This is a genomic window from Calditrichia bacterium, assembly GCA_020634975.1.
Lineage (GTDB): Bacteria > Calditrichota > Calditrichia > RBG-13-44-9 > J075 > JACKAQ01.
Window position 1 is genome coordinate 2,423,646 of the sequence record JACKAQ010000001.1, and the last position, 20,648, is coordinate 2,444,293.

Consider the following 20,648-nt stretch of genomic DNA (forward strand, 5'->3'; position numbering starts at 1 on the left):
ATAAATTATGGAGGTCTTATTATGTCACATAAGATACTCATCTATATGATGACACTGCTGTTTTCGGCAGGTTTGTTGGCTCAGGCTAACCTGTTGCCAAATGGCAATCTTGAGTCGCAAACGCCGAACTTTTGGAGCGAATGGAACGCGCAGAGCGGCGCGACAATGACCTGGGCATCGGACGATGCAGCACCGAATCCGTGGAACCAGTCGTTGCAGAGCCTGTATTCGTTCAAGGTCGAAAAAACCGCAGCCACCAGCGATTGGGTGGGCTGGCAAACGGAAAACAACGCGGATCTGTATTGGAACAACGCCGCAGGTAACGTGTTGTATAACTTCACTTTCTGGGCAAAAACAGCGGGTGTGAACACAGCTCCTGCAAACCAGGATGGCGAAATTGGCGTTTGGTATAAATTTTACGCTGGCGGCAGCCTTGTCGGCGAAAGTTTTGTTCCTGTGGATCAGAGTGTATCGGACAAAGACTGGACACAATACACCGGCGCATTGCTGGTAACCACCGAGCCGGACGAAGTGTATGCCTACGCTGCAATGGGCAAAGACGCAACCGGGACAACCTGGTTCGATAACATCGATGCGACAACCGATCCGTGGTCGATGAGCCTGTTCAACGCGGATGCGGAAACGCCGGAATCGTGGATGTATTGGTTCGACACCGGCAAACTGGGCTTCGCGAATGTGGTTGAAGCTGCCGGCGCACCAAGTGGCACCCACGCCGTATTGCTGGAAGAGCAAGATACCGAAGATGATGAAATGGTATTCTACAGCGAACCGTTTGCTGCAGCCGGCGGTGAATGGTACAAGTTCAGCTTTATGGTGAAATCCGAAGGCGTGAACACCGATTCGCTGTTTATTCCCACAAACGTTATGCCCGATCGCGATAACGATCGCGCCGGTATCACCATCCTGTTCCATCGCGGACCGGATATCACCACTTCGTGGGATCTCACCGGCGGCGACCAGTTTGTGTATATCGACCAGCGCGCAGATCTCGGCGACTGGGTACAGGTTAACGCCATTGCCAAAGCGCCGGATGATGCCGAAGGTATCAGCGTTCGCGCACGTTTCACATCGTTCCCGGTCGGAAAAGTGTGGTACGACGATTTCACAGTACAGCAAGTAAATAAAGTGATTACCGCAATCGAGCCGGAACCGACACCGGTTACCTCACTCATTCCCACCAATTTCAAATTGATGCAAAACTATCCCAACCCGTTTAACCCGGAAACGATTATTGAATATCTCGTGCCGGAAAACGGAGCGGTTGAGTTGAGCATTTACAACATGCTGGGTCAAAAAGTGCGCACACTGGTCAGCGATGTTCGCCAGGCAGGTACCTATCAGGTGCACTGGGATGGCACGGACAACAACGGCAATCGCGTTAGCAGCGGTGTGTATCTGTATTCGCTGCGCGGCACCAACGCACTGATTACCAAGAAAATGGTTTTAATGAAGTAAGTAGCTGTATTTTCAATACTTGCAGGGGCGATTTTACGTCGCCCCTGCGATGTTTTCGAATCGTATTTGCCGCCCAAAAATTGGTTTTGAGATTCCTGCATCCGCAGGAATGACACTCCCGGAGAAGATGAACTGTCATTCCGGGCTTGTCCCGGAATCTCCGTGAATCAAAACCGGCAAATAATAATGTAATCAAAAAAACTTTTTTTCATGCGTAGCCTGGAGATATCGAGCATGAAGCTACGTCCGTTTGCACTCCTGTTTGTGATGATGACGGTAGGTTGCGGCGCCCTGTTTGGCGGGACAACCGGTAAAATTATCGGTCAGGTGAAAGATGCCAACTCCGGCGATCCGTTGCCTGCTGTCAACATCATTATTGAAAACACCTTTCTCGGCGCATCGACAGATATGGATGGTGCGTTCATGATTTTGAATGTGCCGCCGGGCGTTTACGAAGTCCGGGCAAATTACATCGGTTACCGCGATGTGGTCGTCACCAGTGTGTCCGTCAGTGTGGATAAAACCACCACCGTAAATTTCGAACTGAGCGAATCCGTTGTGGAATCCGATGCGGTGGAAGTGGTGGCGGAGAAACCGCTGATCAAAAAAGATCTCACCTCAACCGAATCGATCATCACCAGCCAGGAAATCGAGAATTTACCGGTTGCCAGCTTCAGTGATGTGGTCAATTTGCAAGCCGGTGTTGTGGAAGGGCACTTTCGCGGCGGTCGTACCGGCGAGGTGGTTTATCTGGTTAACGGTGTTTCCGTGAACGATGCCTATTCCGGCTCATTTGCCATCGAGGTGGAAAATAACGCTATTCAGGAATTGAGCGTGATCAGCGGAACGTTCAACGCGGAATACGGGCAGGCGATGTCCGGGATCGTTAACATCGTTACCAAAGAGGGCAGCGACAAACTGGAAGGCAACCTGAGCGCCTACACCGGCGATTACCTGAGCACAAACGACGATATTTTCTGGAATGTGGACGCCTTCAACCCGGTTTACAACCTTCAGGGCGATGTGAGCGGGCGCGTGCCCGGCATTCGCAAATTGAAATTTTTCGCCAGCGGGCGATACCTGAAATCCGATGGCTATCTGTTTGGCCGCGATGTGTTTTCACCGACGGATGCATCCAATTTTAACAGCGATGCGAGCAACGACTGGGTGATTTCCGCGAAGGGCGAAACCTACGCTTTCAGCGAAGAAACCGCCGCGAACCTGATCGAATCCGCCGATTTTTTGCCGATGAACAGCGAAGAACGCTACACCGGTAACCTCAAGTTAATATTCCAACTTAGCTCCCGTGATAAATTGATTCTCGACGGCATTTACCAGAACCGCAACTGGCGGGAATACGATCACCGTTTCAAGCTCAATCCCGAAGGCGATTACCGCCGCGATCAGGAATCGTACACCGGGATGTTTTTGTGGAATCGCGTGTTCAGCAGCCGCACGTTTATGGATCTGCGCGCCTCGCTGTTCAAAACCGATTATTTCCAGCGCGTATTTGATGAATATCTCGGCGATCAGTACGCGTCAACCGTTCGGCTGCAGGATGCCGGGGCGAACGCGTTCCTCACCGGCGGGCAGCAGATGTGGCATTTCGAGCGCTCCACCAAAACGATGCTGTTCAAACCGGATATCGTCAGCCAGGTCAACAAATCGCATCAGTTGAAGCTTGGCGCGGAATTTAAACAGCACGAATTGCAGATGAGCGAGTTCGAAGTGTTGCCGGATGTGCCGTCGCGCATCGCGCCGCTGACCTCGTTCAACCACAACCAATACACCCGCAAGCCGGTGGAATTTGCCGTATATTTGCAGGATAAAATGGAGCTGAACGATCTGGTGATCAACGCCGGATTGCGGTACGATTATTTCGATCCGGACGGTGATATTCCCACGGATTTCCGGCAGCCGTCGGAAACCGAATATCGCGCAGCGGGCACCAGTTCGCAACTCAGCCCGCGCATCGGGATTGCCCACTCAATTTCCGCGAGCGGAAAAATCCACATTTCCTACGGGCATTTTTTCCAGATTCCCAATTTTTTCTATCTGTATGTGAACCCGGAATTTGATATTTTTCCGTTGCAAAGCACGCCCTCACCGCCACCGCAATCGCTGCTGAACACGGTTGGAAACGCGGAATTAAAGCCACAAAAAACAGTGATTTACGAAATCGGTTTGCAGCAGCAGATGGGCACGGATTTCGGCGTATCGCTTACCGCGTTCAATAAAGATATCCGCAATCTGCTGGGCGTGGAAGTGCTCCAAACCATTCAGGGGCAAAAATACGGGCGATACATCAACCGCGATTACGGGTTTGTTCGCGGCATTACGCTGGAAGTGACGAAACGCCACAGTGCCGGCGTCAGCGCGACCATCGATTACACCTATCAGGTGGCGCGCGGCAACGCATCCGACCCGAACACTGCGTTTCTGGATGCGCAAACCGATCCGCCCAACGAAACCGAAAAAGAATTTGTGCCGCTCGATTGGGATCGTACCCACCAAATCAACACGACCGTCACCATCGGCGATTTGGGAAATTACGCGCTGAGTATCATCGGGCGATACGGCAGCGGATTGCCCTACACACCCACATTCCAGAATGTGCAAACAGCCATCGAAAACAGCGCCCGTCGCCCGTCCGTGTTCAATGTGGATGCCTATATTTACAAAAATCTGAAGTTTGGCGGATATGGCGCGCAACTGTTTGTGCGGGTGTTCAACCTGTTCGATCGCAAAAATGAGCGGGATGTTTACTCGGATACCGGTCGTGCCGGATACACGCTGGCACCGCTCTACACCGGCGGATTGCGCCCGCGCGGCGTGAACACGCTGGACGAATATTTCGTCCGCCCGGATTTTTATTCGCCCCCGCGCCAGATTCAGGTGGGGATGGAATTTAAGTTTTGATCGTTTTTATGTTTGAAAAGGTCATTCCTGCGAATGCGCCGATGGCGCTCCTTCGGAGCAGGAATCTCCCGAATCTATAGGCAAAGCAAATTTGCGTTCCGCAAAAAGGAGATTCCGGGACAAACCCGGAACGACAGAAGAAGCGTAAACGCTGAAATTTTGAATCAAATATTTACAAACACTTTTCCGAGCGACCTATGAAATACAGACAGATCATCGGGTTTGCTGCGATGGCGATACTGCTGCTGAGCGGATCGGCATTCAGCCAACGCGAACCGGACCCCAACACCGGCGATGCCAAATTTCGCCGCACCGGAACGATGGACGGAAACCTGGTGCGCTCCATTTACATCAACTGGGGCGAACTGGCACACTGGCCGGATTCGCCGTCCGGCGAATGGCCGAAAGGCACCGGTCATCAATATGTGGACGGCGTTGGGTTGATTGTGCAGGGGCGAACCACCGACAACAGCGGCAACGTGATTTATCCCATGGAAACCCAATACCGTGAATTTGTGGACCGTGGTCCCAACGACGAGTTGTGGGGTTGGGCACCGCTGCCGGGCTATTTTAACGCGTTGGGCACCGAACCCGCCATGAGCGACGACGCGGAAACCTGGCCAACCAGCTGGCCGGATAAAGACGCAAGCTGGAGCGGCTACTGGAACGGCTTTTTTGGCAAAGGCGTGCAAAATGCCGATCTGGAAACCTTTTTCGTGTTCGATGATGATCAGGACGAGGAATGGGATTTCCTGCCCGATCCGTCCGATCCCGAACGGCGCGGCATGGGTATTGAGGTGGCTGCACGTTATTTCCAATGGTCGCAGGTGCTCGCGGAAGACGTGATTTTCGCGGTGTATTTCATCACCAATGAGGGCCAAACCCAATACGACAGCACCTATTACAGTTTTTACATCGATTGGGGCGTTGGCGGCACAGACGACTCATCGGACGACACCGGCGATTACGACACATTTCTGGACATCGCATGGGCGTGGGATTTCGACGGATTTGGCTCGCCCGGACGCTGGAGTCCGGTTGGCGTGGTCGGGTTCGCGTTTCTGGAAAGCCCCGGCATTCAGGATGACGCGAACGATAACGACGACGACGGATTGGTGGACGAAGCCCGCGATTCCGGTCCCGGCACATTTCTCGATACGCCGCCATACGGCGTTGATGATCCTGCCAAATTTCAGGATTACTTTGGTTACGCACCGCGCCCGCACTGGAGCGGCGACGAAGACGGTGACTGGGCAGCCTACACGGACATTAACGAAAACGGACAGTGGGACGATGGCGAAGCACTGAACGACGACGTTGGCGCGGACGGATTGGGTCCGAACAATTTTGGCTATCCCGGCCCGGATGACGGCGAAGGCGACGGCATGCCCACCGCCGGCGAACCGAATTTCGACTTCACCGACAAAGATGAATCCGACCAGATCGGTTTGACCGGATTCCGGATTTTCCCGGTGCACACCTACGAATTGTGGAACGAAAACCAAAACTGGGGCGTGTTCCGCTCTGCACCGCCGCCGCACAGCCAGCAGGTAACCGCCAATTTGGGCATGTTTTTTTCCTCCGGCCCGTTTCCGCTGGTGCCCGGACAAACCGAAAACTATTCGATGGCGCTGCTGTTCGGCACGGATAAAGATGATCTGGTGCTCACGAAAAAAACCATTCAACAGATTTATAATGCAGACTATCGCTTCGCACGACCTCCTGACAAACCGCGCCTGTTATCGGCGATCCCCGGCAATGGGCGCGTTATTTTGACCTGGGATACCAAAGCGGAGCAATCGTTCGACCCGTTTTTGCAGGAATTCGATTTTGAGGGCTACCGGATTTATCGCGCTACCGAGCCGGAATTTCTGGAAACGCGCCTGATTACAGATGCTTACGGTCGTGCCACTTTCCGCAAACCGATCGCACAATATGATCTCAAAAACGGTTGGAGCGGGCTGCACCCGATCGATATTTCCGGTGCGAATTTTGATCTCGGCACCAACAGCGGGCTGCGCCATTTCTTTATCGATACGAATGTGAAAAACGGGCAAACCTATTACTACGCTGTGGTTTCGTATGATCACGGATTGCTGGATACCAGCGCAACCGGCGCGTTTGTGGGACTGCCGCCGGCGGAGTGCACCAGCCTCATTCAAAAAGATGTCGCCGGAAATGTTACCGTGGATGTGAACACTGCGGTAGTTGTGCCGCGCGCACCGGCCGCCGGATTTGTGGAGCCAGGCGTTGCGGAAAACAGCATTTTCCGGGAAACTGTCGGCACCGGCGATTTCCAGATCGATTTTCTGATTCCCGATTCCGTGCCGAACAATCACGAATACGAAATCGCGTTCGGCGATACGTCTTATTTTCACAATGCGGGCGCGTCGTATTATCAGGTGTGGGACGTGACCGGCAGTCAGCGCATCGCCAAAACCGATACGGTCTGGTTTGAGGACGGCTCGCAATCGCCGATGTTCGACGGCATCGTGCTCACCCTCACCAACGATGCGGCGTCATTCAACGAAGCAAACAGCGGCTGGCTGGTTGGCGAAAGCACCTATCGCTGGCGCGTTACGCAAGATAAACGCTTTTCCGGACTGGATTTAAACATCGATTATCCGGCGGATTTCGAGATTACTTTTTCCGAAGAAATTGTGGATACCGCGATCAACCGGCTTGGTTTTCCGGCGCAGGTGCCCACCAAATTTAAGGTGTATAATGTCACCGAAGACGCTCAGGCGAACTTCCAGTTCCTCGAATATTACGAAAAAGACAACCAGTTGACGCCCTACATTCCCAATGTGCACAGTGCGGATTCCATCGAATCCGTAACGATTTGGGTGCCGGATACGCGTCCGGGCAATCCGCTGCGGCTGAAAACGACCTGGCAATTTTTCCTCGAAAAAGATGCGAACATCACCGAAAATATAGCGCCTGCTGCGGGCGATGTGTTTTACATCAACACCAAAAAGCCCTTCCGCAGCGGCGATGTCATCAAATTTACCACCCTCGGCAAAGGCTACGATGCGGACAAGGCAAAGGATGATCTGGAAAATATCGCGGTGGTGCCCAATCCGTATGTGGTCACGGCATCGTGGGAAGAATCGTCGCCATTCCGTTTCGGGCGCGGTGAGCGGAAGATGTATTTCATCAATTTACCGGCGGAATGCACCATTCGCATATACACCACGCGCGGCTATCTGGTGGATGAAATTGAGCACAGCAGCAGCATCGATAACGGACAAGAAGCCTGGAATCTGCTCAACAAGGACGGGCAGGAAATATCCTACGGCGTTTACATTTTCCACGTAACCGCACCGGGCATCGGTGAAAAAGTAGGCAAATTTGCAGTTATAAAATAGATTCGATCAATGTAGAGACGATTCATGAATCGTCTAAATTTAATATTCATGTATACGAACAAAGTAGGTGGAGACAATACATGAATTGTCTCTATCCGATAAATTGTATTTACACCATAATCGTACGAATACCAAAATCGATAACCCTGAAACCCTCAGGCAAAGCGTCATGAAGCGAATAAAACACATAATAACCGGTTGGTTGATGATAACCGGGCTGGTTTTCGGGCAAACCGGCGAAGTGACCAATGTGGGCACCACCGCCGCGTCATTTTTGGAAATTGGCGTTGGCGCCCGCGCCATCGGGATGGGCGGCGCGTTTGTCGCTACCGCCAACGATGCCAGCGCCATGTACTGGAACCCTGCGGGGTTGGGATTTCTGTCGCGTCCGGAAATGATGTTCGTCCATGTGGACTGGCTGGCGGATATCGATTTCGATTTCGCCGGTGCAATGTTCCCGTTGGGACGATTCGGCACGCTCGGTGCCAGCCTCACCAGCCTTAATATGGGCGAAATGCTGGTTCGTACGGTTGATCAACCGGATGGTACCGGTGAGTTTTTCCAGGCCGGCGATCTCGCGCTGCAACTGTCATATGCACTGCCGCTCAACCAGCAATTTTCGGTGGGGATGAACGTCAAATACATCTACCAGAAAATCTGGAAAGAAACCGCCAACGGCTTTGCCGTGGATATCGGTACGCTCTACAAAACCGGTTACAACGGGTTGCGCATCGGCGCGTCGTTGACCAATTTTGGCACGGATATGAAGCTCAGCGGCGAAGATTTGTTGGTCTATCACGATATCGACCCGAACATCCAGGGCAACAACGACCGCGTATTTGCCACGCTGGAAACGCGCTCGTGGCCGCTGCCGCTCAATTTTCAGGCGGGTATCGCAATGGAAGTGATGCAGCAGGAAAACCACCGCATCACCGTTGCCACAGAAGCGATGCATCCCAAAAATAACACCGAAAGCGTGCACGCCGGTTTCGAATATGCGTTCCGCGAACTGTTCTTTTTGCGCGGCGGTTACCGCAATCTGTTCCTGAAAGATAGTGAGGAAGGGCTGACGCTCGGCGCGGGATTTTCCACCCGGTTTTTGAACAACTTGCGCACCACGCTGGATTACGCGTACGCCGATTTCGGGCGGCTGGAAAACGTGCACCGTTTCGCCTTTTTGATTCAATTTTGATGGTTGAATTTTTGTAGAGGCGTGCCACCGGCACGTCTTAATATGCGGCAATAATACGCATACATACATTCCAAACGTATTCTTCAGGTTGATAATGAAACATCATTTCATTGCCACATTATTGTTGATTGTCTTGCTCCTCTCTGCTTGCGGCAGCCGTCAGCGAAACGATAGCGAAATCATTTACTGGTCGTCCAACAACACCTACGAAATCAAATTCGCCGATGAAGTTGTGCAACGCTGGAATGCCGGAAACGCCGGACATCCGGTGCACAACCAGCCCGTGCCCGAAGGACAATCCAGCGAGGAAGTGATTTTGGCGGCGGTCGTCGGCAAAACCACGCCGGACATTTATTCCAACATGTGGCAGGGCGATGTGGAGGCATACGCGCAGGCTGGTGCGCTGGTCGCGCTGGACACACTGCCGGGATTTTGGGAATATATTTACGAACGCTGCGACAGCGCCGTGGTGGAGGAAATCCGCTCGCTCGACGGTCATATTTACCAGATTCCCTGGAAAGTCAACCCGATCATGCTCATTTACAACACCAACGAAATGCGCAACATCGGGTTCGATTCGCCGCCGCAAACCTACAGCGAATTTATCCGCGCCGGTGCCGAATTCAAAACGGACAGCGACGGCGACGGCTATGTGGATCGCTGGGTGGGCTATGCCAACGTGCAGGTGACCTGGTGGCAACGGTTTTTCGATTTTTATCCGCTGTATCTGGCGGCATCGAATGGCGGCTCGCTGGTGCGCGGCAACGAGGTGATGTTTGACAATGCGCATGCCGTGACCACGTTTCGATTTCTGCGTAAGTTATATGAAAACAAATACTTCGCGCAGGAACGGCTGGACGCGCGACAGGACCCGTTTTTGTCAGGCGTGATCGCCACGCGCTTCACCGGTCCGTGGGAAATCGCCCATGCCGAAAGCTTCAAACCGGAGGGATTCGACTATGCGTTTTCCGGCATGCCCGTGCCGGATGATCATTCCGGCGCAGCGTACACCTACGGCGACCCCAAAAATTTGGTTATTTTCAACACCTGCCCGAATCCCCGAAAAGCGTGGGAATTTGTAAAATTTTTGACGAATCGCGAGAACGATTTGCGATTGCTGGAATTGACCAATCAGCTCCCTCGCCGGAAAAATCTATTCGAAGATGCACAGTTCGCACCGTATTTTGCGGCTAATCCCAAAATGATTCCTTTCGCGAAACAGGCGCAATTTGTGCGTGGCACAGATCCGTGTCCGGTACTGAAAGAGGTGTTCGACATCATTTCGCAAGAATACGAAGCCTGCGTGATTTATGGCGTCAAAACCCCGGAAAACGCCGTTGCGGACGCAGCGCAGGCCGTACGGTTGTTGTTGATGTGAAACGGTGTTATTGTGTTCTGGTGTTTGGGTGTTATCGTGAAAAATGGAGAAAGATTTGGCGAAAGTTGAACGGTTTGAGGATTTGATTTGCTGGCAAAAAGCCCGGGTTCTGGTTCGGGAGATTTATTCCCTGACCCGGCATGATCATTTTTCGAGGGATTTTCGTTTGCGCGATCAGCTTCGTTCAGCAGCAGTTTCTGTGATGTCCAACATCGCAGAAGGCTTCGCCCGGTTTCACAAACGCGATTTTATCCGGTTTCTGGATATTGCCCAAAGCTCAGCCGCGGAAGTCAGCAGCTTGTTGTATGTTGTCGTCGATCAAAATTTGGTGCAGCAAAGTGACATTCAAAAAATCCGGCAATTGACGGATGATACCCGGAAAGTTACCCTCGGACTACTCAGATATGTCAAAAAATCGATAGAAAATGATGCAACTGTCATCAAAGAACCCGACCAAACATACGGCTTTGCCCAAAAAAATGAGTCAATCGAAATACCTGATAACTTCATAAATACCAGCAACTAAAACACGAAAACACAACAACACGAAAACACGATCCGCCCATGAAAAAATCCGCCACCGCATACCTCATGGTTTCGCCATACGTGATATTTTTCCTCACGTTTGTGGCGTTTCCGGTGCTGTTTTCCTTCTGGCTGATGTTTCACAAATGGAACATCATTTCGCCGATGGAATTTGCCGGATTGACCAATTTTGAGCGGCTGGTACAGGATCGTATGTTCTTCCGTTCGCTGTGGAATACGCTGGTTTTTCTGGTGATTCACATTCCCCTGCAAATTGTGGTGGCGCTGTTTTTTGCGGAGCTGCTCAATCGCAACATCCGGTTCCGGGGATTTTTTCGCGCGGCGTATTTCCTGCCGGTGGTGGTTTCAGGTGTGGTCGTTACGATGCTCTGGCAGCAGCTATATGGCTTTGATACGGGATTGTTCAACCGCCTGCTGGTGAGCGTCGGATTGCCGAAAATTGGCTGGATTAACGATCCGAAAATAGCTATGCCGTCCATCGCATTTATGGCGACGTGGAAGAATGTCGGGCTATATATCATTTTGTTTTTAGTGGGTTTACAGAGCGTGCCGCCGCAACAGTACGAAGCCGCGGATATCGAAGGCGCAACCAGTTGGCAGAAATTTTGGTACATCACATTGCCGGGCATCAATCCCACCATTTTTATGGTGGTGGTGCTGTCCACCATCGGCGGGTTTTCGCTGTTTATCGAGCCGTATATCATGACAGGCGGCGGACCGCTGAACAGTACGCTTTCGGCATTTTTGTATATCTACAAACAGGGATTTTTCTATTATCACATGGGTTACGCCGCCACGCTCGGTATCGTGTTCGCGCTGATGGTTATGGCGGTGATCGTCATCCAACGCCGGTTTATCGAAAAAACCTGAAGCAAGGGAAAAGGGTGAAGGATAAAGGATAAAGGATAAAGATAAAATTTGATATTTGAAATTTCCAGAATCCAGAATCCAGAACGCAAATGAAAAAACTACTCACATATCTGGCGCTGGCAATCGGTGCGATCATGTTCATGTATCCCTTTGTGTGGATGGTGATGGCGTCGCTCGCACCGGAAAGCGAGATCGGCAAGCTGGTGCTGCTGCCATCGCAACTGCTGCTGGACAGCTATGTGCAGGTGTTCCAGAAAATCCCCATTTTGCGGGCGCTGTTCAACAGCATTTTTGTGTCAACGACAATTACGTTCGGCGTGATTGTGTTCAGCTCGATGGTCGGTTACAGCCTCGCGCGGCTGGAGTTTCGCGGGCGCGACCTGATTTTTTACATCATCATTTTCACGATGACGCTCCCGTTCCAGATTACGCTGATTCCGCAATACATTTTGATGGTCGAATTCAACTGGGTGGACAGCTACTGGGCGCTGATCGTGCCGTATTTGCTGAACGCGTTCGCGATTATCCTGTTTCGCCAGCATTTCATGGGCATTCCGCAGGCGCTCATCGATGCAGCGCGCATCGACGGCTGCAACGAACCGCAGATTTTGTTCCGGGTGCTCTGGCCAAATTCCGTTCCGGCGATTGTCACGGTTGGCATCATCACATTTATGACGACCTGGAACGAGGTGCTTTGGCCGCTCATCGTTATTCGCAACGAGGATTTGATGACAATGCCACAACTCGTTACTTTGTTTGCGGTTGGCGGTCGCGCGGAATCTCAGCTCGGTGTAAAACTTGCTGCCGCAACATTGCTCGCCGCCCCGATAGTCGTGGCATACGCCTTTTTCCAGAAATATTTCATCCGCAGCATGGCGGCTTCTGGATTGAAAGAGTAGCATCGCAGGCTGCGCAAGGATAAAGGCTAAGTGATAAAGGATAAGTTAAAAGATAACAATATATTAGATGGGAAAGAAAATGCAAAAACTGATAAAATATTCGCTGAATATTGCTAAACCGGAATTTATCCTTAACCCTTTATCCTTTATCCCTGTTTTTATCCTTTATCTTTTATCCTTTATCCTTTTCATAAGTTGCGGAAAGGAAACGCCGCCAGCGCCACCCGAAACGCAAATAAATCTCGCGCACCTCGATCACCTGTATGGCGAAACGGTGATGAACGGCGACACCGTCGGATTTATCGTAATTTACGCAGAAGCGCCGGATTATGAATGGGTGGTTGCGCCCGGCGAAGGTCTGGCATGTGTGGATGACGTGGCACGCGCAGCGGTGGTTTATCTCAACGATGCGCAGCAAAACGGCAACGCCGCCAGCGAACAAAAATTGCGCCGCTTGCTTAAATTTTTGATCCACATGCAGGCGCCCAACGGCCTGTTTTACAACTTCATTTTTGATGATCACAGCATCAACACGACGCGGGAAAACAGTCAGCCGTTGCCCAATTGGTGGGCGTGGCGCAGCCTGTGGGCATTGGCTGAGGCGTATCCGTTTTATCAGAAAAATGACCCGGATTTTGCCAAAACACTCGACGAAACCATTCAAAAAATGATGCCGGAGATCGATGCGCTGCTCGAGAATTATCCGCAAATCGAGATGGCGAACGGTTTCCCGAAGCCGCAGTGGATTCCCTACGGCGCGGCGGATCAATCATCGGTGCTGCTGCTCGGGTTGACCGCGTATCACCGCACCACCGGCGATGCGCAAATCGCTGAAAAAATGCGCAAAATCGGCGAAGGCATCATGAAAATGCAGCTCAATCACGAGGGATTTTTTGCGGATGGCGCGCTGCTTTCGTGGGAAAATGTCTGGCATGCCTGGGGCAACAGTCAGGCCCACGCGCTTATTAACGCGGGAATGGCGCTGCAGGATGCCGCAATGATCGACGCGGGTGTGAAAGAAGTTCGGCTGTTCCAGCCGTATCTGCTGGCGCAGAATTTTATCCGGGAAATCCGGTTTACCCGCAATGGCGATGACATTTCTGCAGAGAAAACCGTCAAATTTGAGCAGATTGCCTACGATATTCGCCCGATGGTGATGGCGGCATTGGCGGCGCACCAGGCGACCGGCGAGCAGCAATATACCGATCAGGCAGCGCAGCTAATGCAATGGTTTTTCGGGAAAAATCCGGCGGGAGCGGTAATTTACGACGCGGCAACCGGTCGCGGTTACGACGGCATCAACGATGCAAAAACGGTCAATCGTAATTCCGGTGCGGAATCGACCATCGAATCCCTGCTGGCGTTGCAGGCACTTAAACAGCATTAAAAAATGAGCCGCAAAGGCGCAAATGAATCAAAGAAAATATCTTTGCGTACTTTGCGCCTTTGCGGCAAAAAATCTATGGCAAGTAAAGTGAAAACAGTTAATTATGGATTAATCGGTTGCGGCGGGTTCGGGCAATTTTGCCTGAAAGCCGTTGCCCAAATGGACGGCGTTCGCATTGCCGCAGTGGCGGATGCGGATGGCGCGCTCGCGGAAAAAACCGCAAAAACCTTCGGCGCAGCTGCGTATCCGGACGCGGAAAGTTTGTTCGCCAATGGCGACATCGATTTGGTACACATCGTGACGCCGCCATTTTTGCACCATTCACAGGTGATGGCTGCGCTGCGCCATGGCAAACATGTGCTTTGCGAAAAACCGCTTGCGCTGTCCGTCGCGGATGCGCGGGAAATGATCGCTGCAGCGATCGAAAAACAGCGTATCTTGCCGGTGGATTTTGTGCTGCGTTACAATGAAATCACCGATCTGGTGAAAAAAATCCTCGATTCCGGCATTTTCGGCAAGCCGCTGTATGCGAATTTCATCAACAACGCATCGGACGAACGGTTGGCGCCGGACCACTGGATGTGGGATCGCAGCAAAAGCGGCGGGATTTTCATCGAGCACGCGGTGCACTTTTTCGATTTGTATCGCTACTGGTTCGGCGATGGCGAAGTGCTCAACGCGCACGCGGAAACGCGTCCCGGAACGGCGCAAACCGATCGCGTGTTCAGCCAGGTTCGCCACGGCAGCGGTGTGATTTCGACACAATATCACGGGTTTAATCAGCCGGATTTGCTCGATCGTCAGCGTCACAGCATTGTTTGTGAAACCGGTGATATCACCGTATTGGGCTGGATACCGGAAGAAATGATCGTCAAGGGCATCGGCGATCCCGACGCCAACGAACGATTGTGGGAACTGCTGCCGGAATCAGCGGATTTCACGATTTCGCTGCTCAGCGAATCGCCAAAACAAATGCGCGGCAACGGCAAAACCATCGCAGTTGATCGCGAATTTCGCATTCATTTTAAACCCGCGCAGGAAAAATTACAGCTCTATTCCGGCGCAATTCAGCAATTAATAACCGACCAAATTGCGTATATTCGCAACGCCGGTCACCGGCGGGTTATCGATGAAACAAACGGGTTGGAAGCCATAAAATTGGCTGAAATGGCCACAATTTTATCGCAAAACAGGTGAGGCACGGATGGAATATCAATTAAAACGCGTGGGCGGCGCGTTACTGGAGCCGATCAAATCGCATTCGTGGGAATCGCGGGCGGTGTTCAATCCCGGCACGGTTCGGGTGGGCGACGCGGTGCACATGCTCTATCGCGCGGTGGAGGGCGCAAATTTCTCGACCATCGGGTACGCGCGGCTGGATTCGGCGGGAAATGTGCTCGAACGCCGCGAACAACCGGTGATTTGCCGGGAATGGGACGTGGAAAAACAGGGCGTGGAAGATCCGCGCATCGTGCCGTTTGACGGCTCGAACTACATTTTTTACACCGCGTATGACGGCGCGCATCCCGAAAAAGACGCCAACACCCGCGTGATGATGGCGGAAACGAAAGATTTTTGCTCATTTTCGAAACTCGGCGTGGTCGGTCCGCCCGGCATTCAGGACAAAGATGCCTTTATTTTCCCCGAAACAGCCGATGGAAAAGTGGTCTACATGCACCGGATTGTCCCGCACATCCAGATTGCGCTGTTCGACAGTATCGAGCACTTCCGGCATCCGGAGCCGGGATACTGGCAGGAACATCTCGACCATCTCGAAAAATACACGGTGATGGCCCGGGAATTTGACTGGGAAACCAAAAAAATCGGTGCGGGTCCGCCGCCGATTCTCACAGATGCGGGCTGGCTGCTGATCTATCACGGCGTTGATGCGAAACATGTTTATCGCGCGGGTGCGGCGTTGCTCGATGCGAAAAATCCGCACAAAGTGATTGCCCGGCTGCCCTATCCCATTTTCCAGCCGGAAAGGGAATACGAGCTTTTCGGCGATGTGAATAACGTGGTGTTTCCCGAAGGTCTGGCGCTGTTTGATGACGAATTGCAGGTGTTTTACGGCGGCGCGGATAAGGTTGTGGCGATGGCTGCCGGCAGCCTTTCCGGATTAATCGATGCGCTTTGGCAGCACAAACAATAATGCAGGGGCGCGGTGCTGACACGCCCAAGTTTCTGAAAAATAACGATTTACAAAATATGAAAATCAAACGATCCACAGTCCGAATCAAACCGCAGGTGACGCGGGTCTTGTTGCGCCCGTTTCCGTTGAGCGATGATCGCGTGCAAAAATTGTCCGGCGGGTTTCCGGGCTGGATGCGAATGCAGCCAGTGCCGCAATCGAGGATTTGCGCAACAAATTTGCCCATCGCCACCGCGATGTGGCGGGATTCTGGCAATCGCAATTCGCGAAACGCACTGCCGGAATCAGCGCGGCGCAATCGCTTTCGGCGGCGCAGCAACTGCTCGTCGGTGCGCATCTCGCAATGGAATATTCGTTGGAATCTGCGGCGCTGTTCAATCCGTCGATTGTCTGGCATCCCGACCAAAACGGCGTGCCCGCCGGCCGCAAACGATTTGTGATCAGCCTGCGCGCCACCGGTGAAGGGCATATTTCTTCGCTGGTTTTTCTCGACGGGATTGCAGATTCGGCGGGAAACATCACGATTGGCGAACGCAGCCGCCACACCGAAACGCCGGAAATTTCGCCAACGGCGGATGGATACGGCGCGGCATTTTCGCCGGAAATCCCGCTGTCCGGACGGGTGATTTTTCCGCAGGTGCCGGAGGAAAGCAACGGCATCGAAGATGCGCGATTTGTGCAGTGGCAGCAGCCCGGGGAGCCGCCGCAATATTTTGCCACATACACCGCGTACGACGGTCACCGCATCCGTTCGCGACTGCTGGAAACGCGCGATTTCCTGAATTTTTCCTCCCGGACGCTGCACGGCGCGGCGGTGCAAAACAAAAATCTGGCGCTGTTTCCCCGGAAAATCAACGGCAAATACGCCATGCTTTCCCGGCAGGATAATGAAAATAATTACATCATGTTTTCCGACGATTTGTATTGCTGGGAAACGAAAGCGCTGCTGAACGAACCGGAATTGTCGTGGGAATTTACCCAGCTTGGCAACTGCGGCTCGCCCATCGAAACAGACGCTGGCTGGCTGGTAATCACGCACGGTGTTGGTGCGATGCGCCAATACGCCATTTCCGCGATGCTGCTCGATCGCGATGCGCCGCAAAAGATCATCGGGCGACTGCCGCAACCGCTGATCGCGCCCGACGAATCGGAGCGTGAGGGCTATGTGCCCAACGTCGTGTATAGCTGCGGAAGCATCGTTTTTGGCGAACAATTGATTGTTCCGTATGCGCAGTCGGATTCATCAAGCAGTTTCGCGACGGTCAATTTAGCGGAGTTAATTCATGAAATGTCATAAAGTTAGCGCTCGAAAAATTTTATCCTTTCCTTCTCGAATTCGAATTATCCTTTATCCTTTATCCTTCATCCTTCTGCTGTTTTCAGCCGCAACATTTGCCCAGCAAATCGCGATTCCGCGTATCGAGCAGATGCCCAATTTGCCGCAGCCATACCAGATGCGCAACTGGAAACAAGTGGCGCTCGGGTTCGATTCACTGGCGTTCAAATTGACGGCCAGCGGGCAATATTTGCCGCTCATTTTCCGGCAGATCAACACGGTCAACTATCCCAATCACGACAGTTTCGGGATTCATTCGTATGTCGGCACCAACTCGCCGAACAGTGGCGAAGCCATCACCGGTTTGCCGGCGGTGGTCGGGGCATCGCTGGTGGGCATCAACAAAAAAAACCAGAATTCGCAAAACTGGGTGCTGCGCTGTGAGGAATTTTTCAATCGCCGCCCGGAGGAAAATATTTACCTGAACGGACCGGTTGCCAACAGCGGCAGCGACTGGTGGTACGAAACCATGCCGAACGTATTTTTCTACCAGCTGTACGATTTGTATCCCGGCACCGGCGATTTTGCCAACCAGTTTACCACAGTTGCCGATCAGTGGCTGCGCGCAACAGAAGCGATGGGCGGCAGCGCGACCCCGTGGAACAAGGCATTCATGGATTATCGGGCATGGTCGTTTGCCACGATGACGCCGCTGACCACCGGCGTAAAAGAGCCGGAAGCCGCCGGAGCGATTGCCTGGCTGCTGTTTAACGCATATCTGGAAACCGGCGAAGAGCGCTACCGGATGGGCGCGGAATGGGCGATGGAATTTCTCAACGGGCGAACCACCAATCCGTCATACGAGCTGCAATTGCCCTACGGCGTTTACGCCGCCGCCAAAATGAACGCGACCATCGGCACGCAATACGATGTCGAGAAGATGCTCAACTGGTGTTTCACCATCGGGCCATTGCGGCAGTGGGGCGCGATTGTGGGCACATGGGGCGGTTACGATGTGAGCGGGTTGATCGGCGAATCGATCAGCAACGAATACGCATTTGTGATGAACGGCTACCAACAGGCCGGCGCGCTGGTGCCGATGTGCCGTTACGACGACCGTTTCACCCGCGCGATCGGCAAATGGGTGCTGAACGTGGCGAACGCATCGCGGCTGTTTTACCCGAATTATCTGCCGCCGGAAAATCAGGACAGCGAGGAATGGTCGTTCCAGTATGACCCGAACAGCACGATTGCCCACGAAGCGCTGCGCGAAGAATTGTTCGGAAAAAGCCCGTATGCCACCGGCGACGCGATCGGCGGCGGATGGGCGCAAACCAATCTCGGGCTGTATGGCTCGTCGCATGTCGGCTATCTCGCCGGGATTCTCGATACGACCGACGTGAGCGGCGTGCTCAAACTGGATATGCTCAAAACCGACTTTTTCCGCAACGAGGCTTATCCGACCTATCTGCTGTATAATCCGCATGTTACGGCGCAAAATGTGAGCATCGATGTCGGCAGCAATTCTGTGGATTTATACGATGCCGTGAGCAACACTTTTCTGCAAACCGGCGTCAGTGGCGTTGTATCTGTGGCGATTCCCGCGGACGAAGCGCTGCAACTGGTGCTGGCACCGGCGGGTGGCGTGGTCAGCTATCATTTTGATGAAATGCGCATCGACGGCGTGACGGTGGATTATAGTAGCGGTCAGGCGGTGACGAACTATCCGCCGCGCATCAAGGCGCTGGCTGTTGCGGAAAACGATGTTTTTATCGGTGAAACGATTGCTGTGTATTGCGCCGCAGATGATCGCGATGGCGATACGCCGGTATTCAACTGGAACGCAACCGACGGGCAACTTTCCGGCAGCGGCGCAACCGTGAACTGGACTGCGCCGGATTCTGCCGGAACAGCGCAAATCACCTGCATCGTTTCCGATGGCAACGGTGGGGCGGACACCAGCGCAGTGATCGTCTCCGTGACCGACAACCGGCTACCGCAAATATCATCGCTTTCGGCGACGCCGGAAATCATCGACGTGGCGGAAACCGCCCAACTCACCTGCCTCGCGACAGATCCCGACGGCGATTCGCTCAGCTACGACTGGTCGGCAGCGGGCGGAACGTTCAGCGGTAGCGGTGCCGCCGTGGAATGGACAGCCCCGGCAACGCCCGGATATTACGTGATCGTTTGCACGGTCAGCGACGGAAAGGTGCAGGTTTCGGATAGCGTTGCCGTCACCGCCGGGAGGTTGGTCGGGCAATACGGCTTTTCCGGAAACGCTGCGGACGAAAGCGGGTTTGGCAACAACGGCATTGTATCCGGTGCAATATTGACGGATGATCGTTTTGGTAATCCCAACAGCGCCTACTTTTTCGACGGTAGCGACGACCAGATTCGCGTACCGCTGCACCCCTCGCTGAATTTCAGCGAAGCTATCACCGTGGCATTCTGGCTGCAAAAAAGCAGCTTCACCGGCGCGGAGGAATTCCCGATTTCCCACGGCAGTTGGCAAAATCGCTGGAAAGTGTCGATCATCCCGGACAAAAAATTGCGCTGGACAATCAACACGGACGCGGGTATTTATGATCTCGACACGCCTGCAGCGATCGCTGAAAATACGCTCTATTTTGTTGCCGCAACTTTTGGCGACGGGCAGATGAAAATTTTCCTCAACGGGCAGGAAGCGAACGCGGCCAGCCGCAACGGGAACATCAGCGCAACCAACCTCGATCTCACAATGGGGCAGATGGTGCCGGGCAACACCCAATACGGTTTTCGCGGCGTGCTGGACGATGTGCGGATTTACAACCGCGTGCTCAGTCCGGTGGAAATTATGGATTTGTTCAACCTCACCGGCATCGGCGATGACGCGGACGGCTTGCTGCCGAAAACCACCGCGCTCGAGCAAAATTATCCCAATCCCTTCAATCCAACAACGTCGATCAGCTATCAGTTGTCAAATTTCAGTGATGTCAAGTTGCGTATTTTCAACGTTTTGGGGCAATCGGTGAAAACGTTGGTCGATGAAAAATTACCGGCGGGCAGCTACACAATTTCTTGGGATGGCACCAACGCATCCGGCGAAGCCGTTGCCAGCGGGATCTATTTTTACCGGCTGACCGCGGGCGAAACGGTGCTCATCCGTAAAATGTTGCTGGTTCGGTGATTGCTTTTGTCGCAAA

The 20,648-nt window shown here is 53.0% G+C and carries 13 protein-coding genes; all 13 read left to right on the forward strand.

Annotation, left to right across the window (positions count from 1 at the left end):
- Positions 1-21: 21 nt before the first annotated feature.
- The 13 genes from H6629_09765 (at position 22) to H6629_09825 (ending at position 20,632) form a co-directional block, all read left to right on the forward strand.
- On the forward strand, positions 22-1,476 hold the full coding sequence (locus H6629_09765) for a T9SS type A sorting domain-containing protein (GenBank protein ID MCB9068080.1): 1,455 nt from the start codon (positions 22-24) through the stop codon (positions 1,474-1,476).
- Positions 1,477-1,710: 234 nt separating this feature from the next.
- The gene (locus tag H6629_09770; protein ID MCB9068081.1) at positions 1,711-4,395 is read left to right on the forward strand and encodes a TonB-dependent receptor; all 2,685 of its coding nucleotides are present in this window, start codon (positions 1,711-1,713) and stop codon (positions 4,393-4,395) included.
- Between the two features lie 197 nt (positions 4,396-4,592).
- Complete coding sequence (locus H6629_09775) at positions 4,593-7,763, forward strand: hypothetical protein (protein MCB9068082.1); 3,171 nt, start codon at positions 4,593-4,595, stop codon at positions 7,761-7,763.
- Positions 7,764-7,932: 169 nt separating this feature from the next.
- Positions 7,933-8,955, forward strand: a complete 1,023-nt coding sequence (locus H6629_09780; GenBank protein MCB9068083.1) for a PorV/PorQ family protein — start codon at positions 7,933-7,935, stop codon at positions 8,953-8,955.
- Between the two features lie 94 nt (positions 8,956-9,049).
- Complete coding sequence (locus H6629_09785; protein MCB9068084.1) at positions 9,050-10,333, forward strand: extracellular solute-binding protein; 1,284 nt, start codon at positions 9,050-9,052, stop codon at positions 10,331-10,333.
- A 43-nt stretch (positions 10,334-10,376) separates the two neighbouring features.
- A complete protein-coding gene (locus H6629_09790; protein MCB9068085.1) occupies positions 10,377-10,859 on the forward strand; it encodes a four helix bundle protein in 483 nt (160 codons plus the stop codon).
- 38 nt (positions 10,860-10,897) lie between these two features.
- Positions 10,898-11,749: a sugar ABC transporter permease gene (locus H6629_09795; GenBank protein MCB9068086.1), complete on the forward strand. Its 852-nt coding sequence runs from the start codon at positions 10,898-10,900 to the stop codon at positions 11,747-11,749.
- A gap of 89 nt (positions 11,750-11,838) precedes the next feature.
- Positions 11,839-12,648 carry a carbohydrate ABC transporter permease gene (locus H6629_09800; protein MCB9068087.1) on the forward strand — a complete coding sequence of 270 codons (810 nt, stop codon included), beginning with the start codon at positions 11,839-11,841 and terminating at the stop codon, positions 12,646-12,648.
- Positions 12,649-12,727: 79 nt separating this feature from the next.
- Entirely contained in the window at positions 12,728-14,035 is a 1,308-nt protein-coding gene (locus tag H6629_09805) for a glycoside hydrolase family 9 protein (GenBank protein ID MCB9068088.1), read from the forward strand.
- Positions 14,036-14,110: 75 nt separating this feature from the next.
- Complete coding sequence (locus H6629_09810; GenBank protein MCB9068089.1) at positions 14,111-15,232, forward strand: Gfo/Idh/MocA family oxidoreductase; 1,122 nt, start codon at positions 14,111-14,113, stop codon at positions 15,230-15,232.
- Between the two features lie 7 nt (positions 15,233-15,239).
- Complete coding sequence (locus H6629_09815) at positions 15,240-16,187, forward strand: hypothetical protein (GenBank protein MCB9068090.1); 948 nt, start codon at positions 15,240-15,242, stop codon at positions 16,185-16,187.
- A 205-nt stretch (positions 16,188-16,392) separates the two neighbouring features.
- Positions 16,393-17,484 (forward strand): glycosidase, encoded by a 1,092-nt coding sequence (locus H6629_09820; GenBank protein MCB9068091.1) that lies wholly within the window; start codon positions 16,393-16,395, stop codon positions 17,482-17,484.
- The gene (locus H6629_09825; GenBank protein ID MCB9068092.1) at positions 17,471-20,632 is read left to right on the forward strand and encodes a T9SS type A sorting domain-containing protein; all 3,162 of its coding nucleotides are present in this window, start codon (positions 17,471-17,473) and stop codon (positions 20,630-20,632) included. The genes H6629_09820 and H6629_09825 overlap by 14 nt, the downstream gene beginning before the upstream one ends.
- Positions 20,633-20,648: the final 16 nt, after the last annotated feature.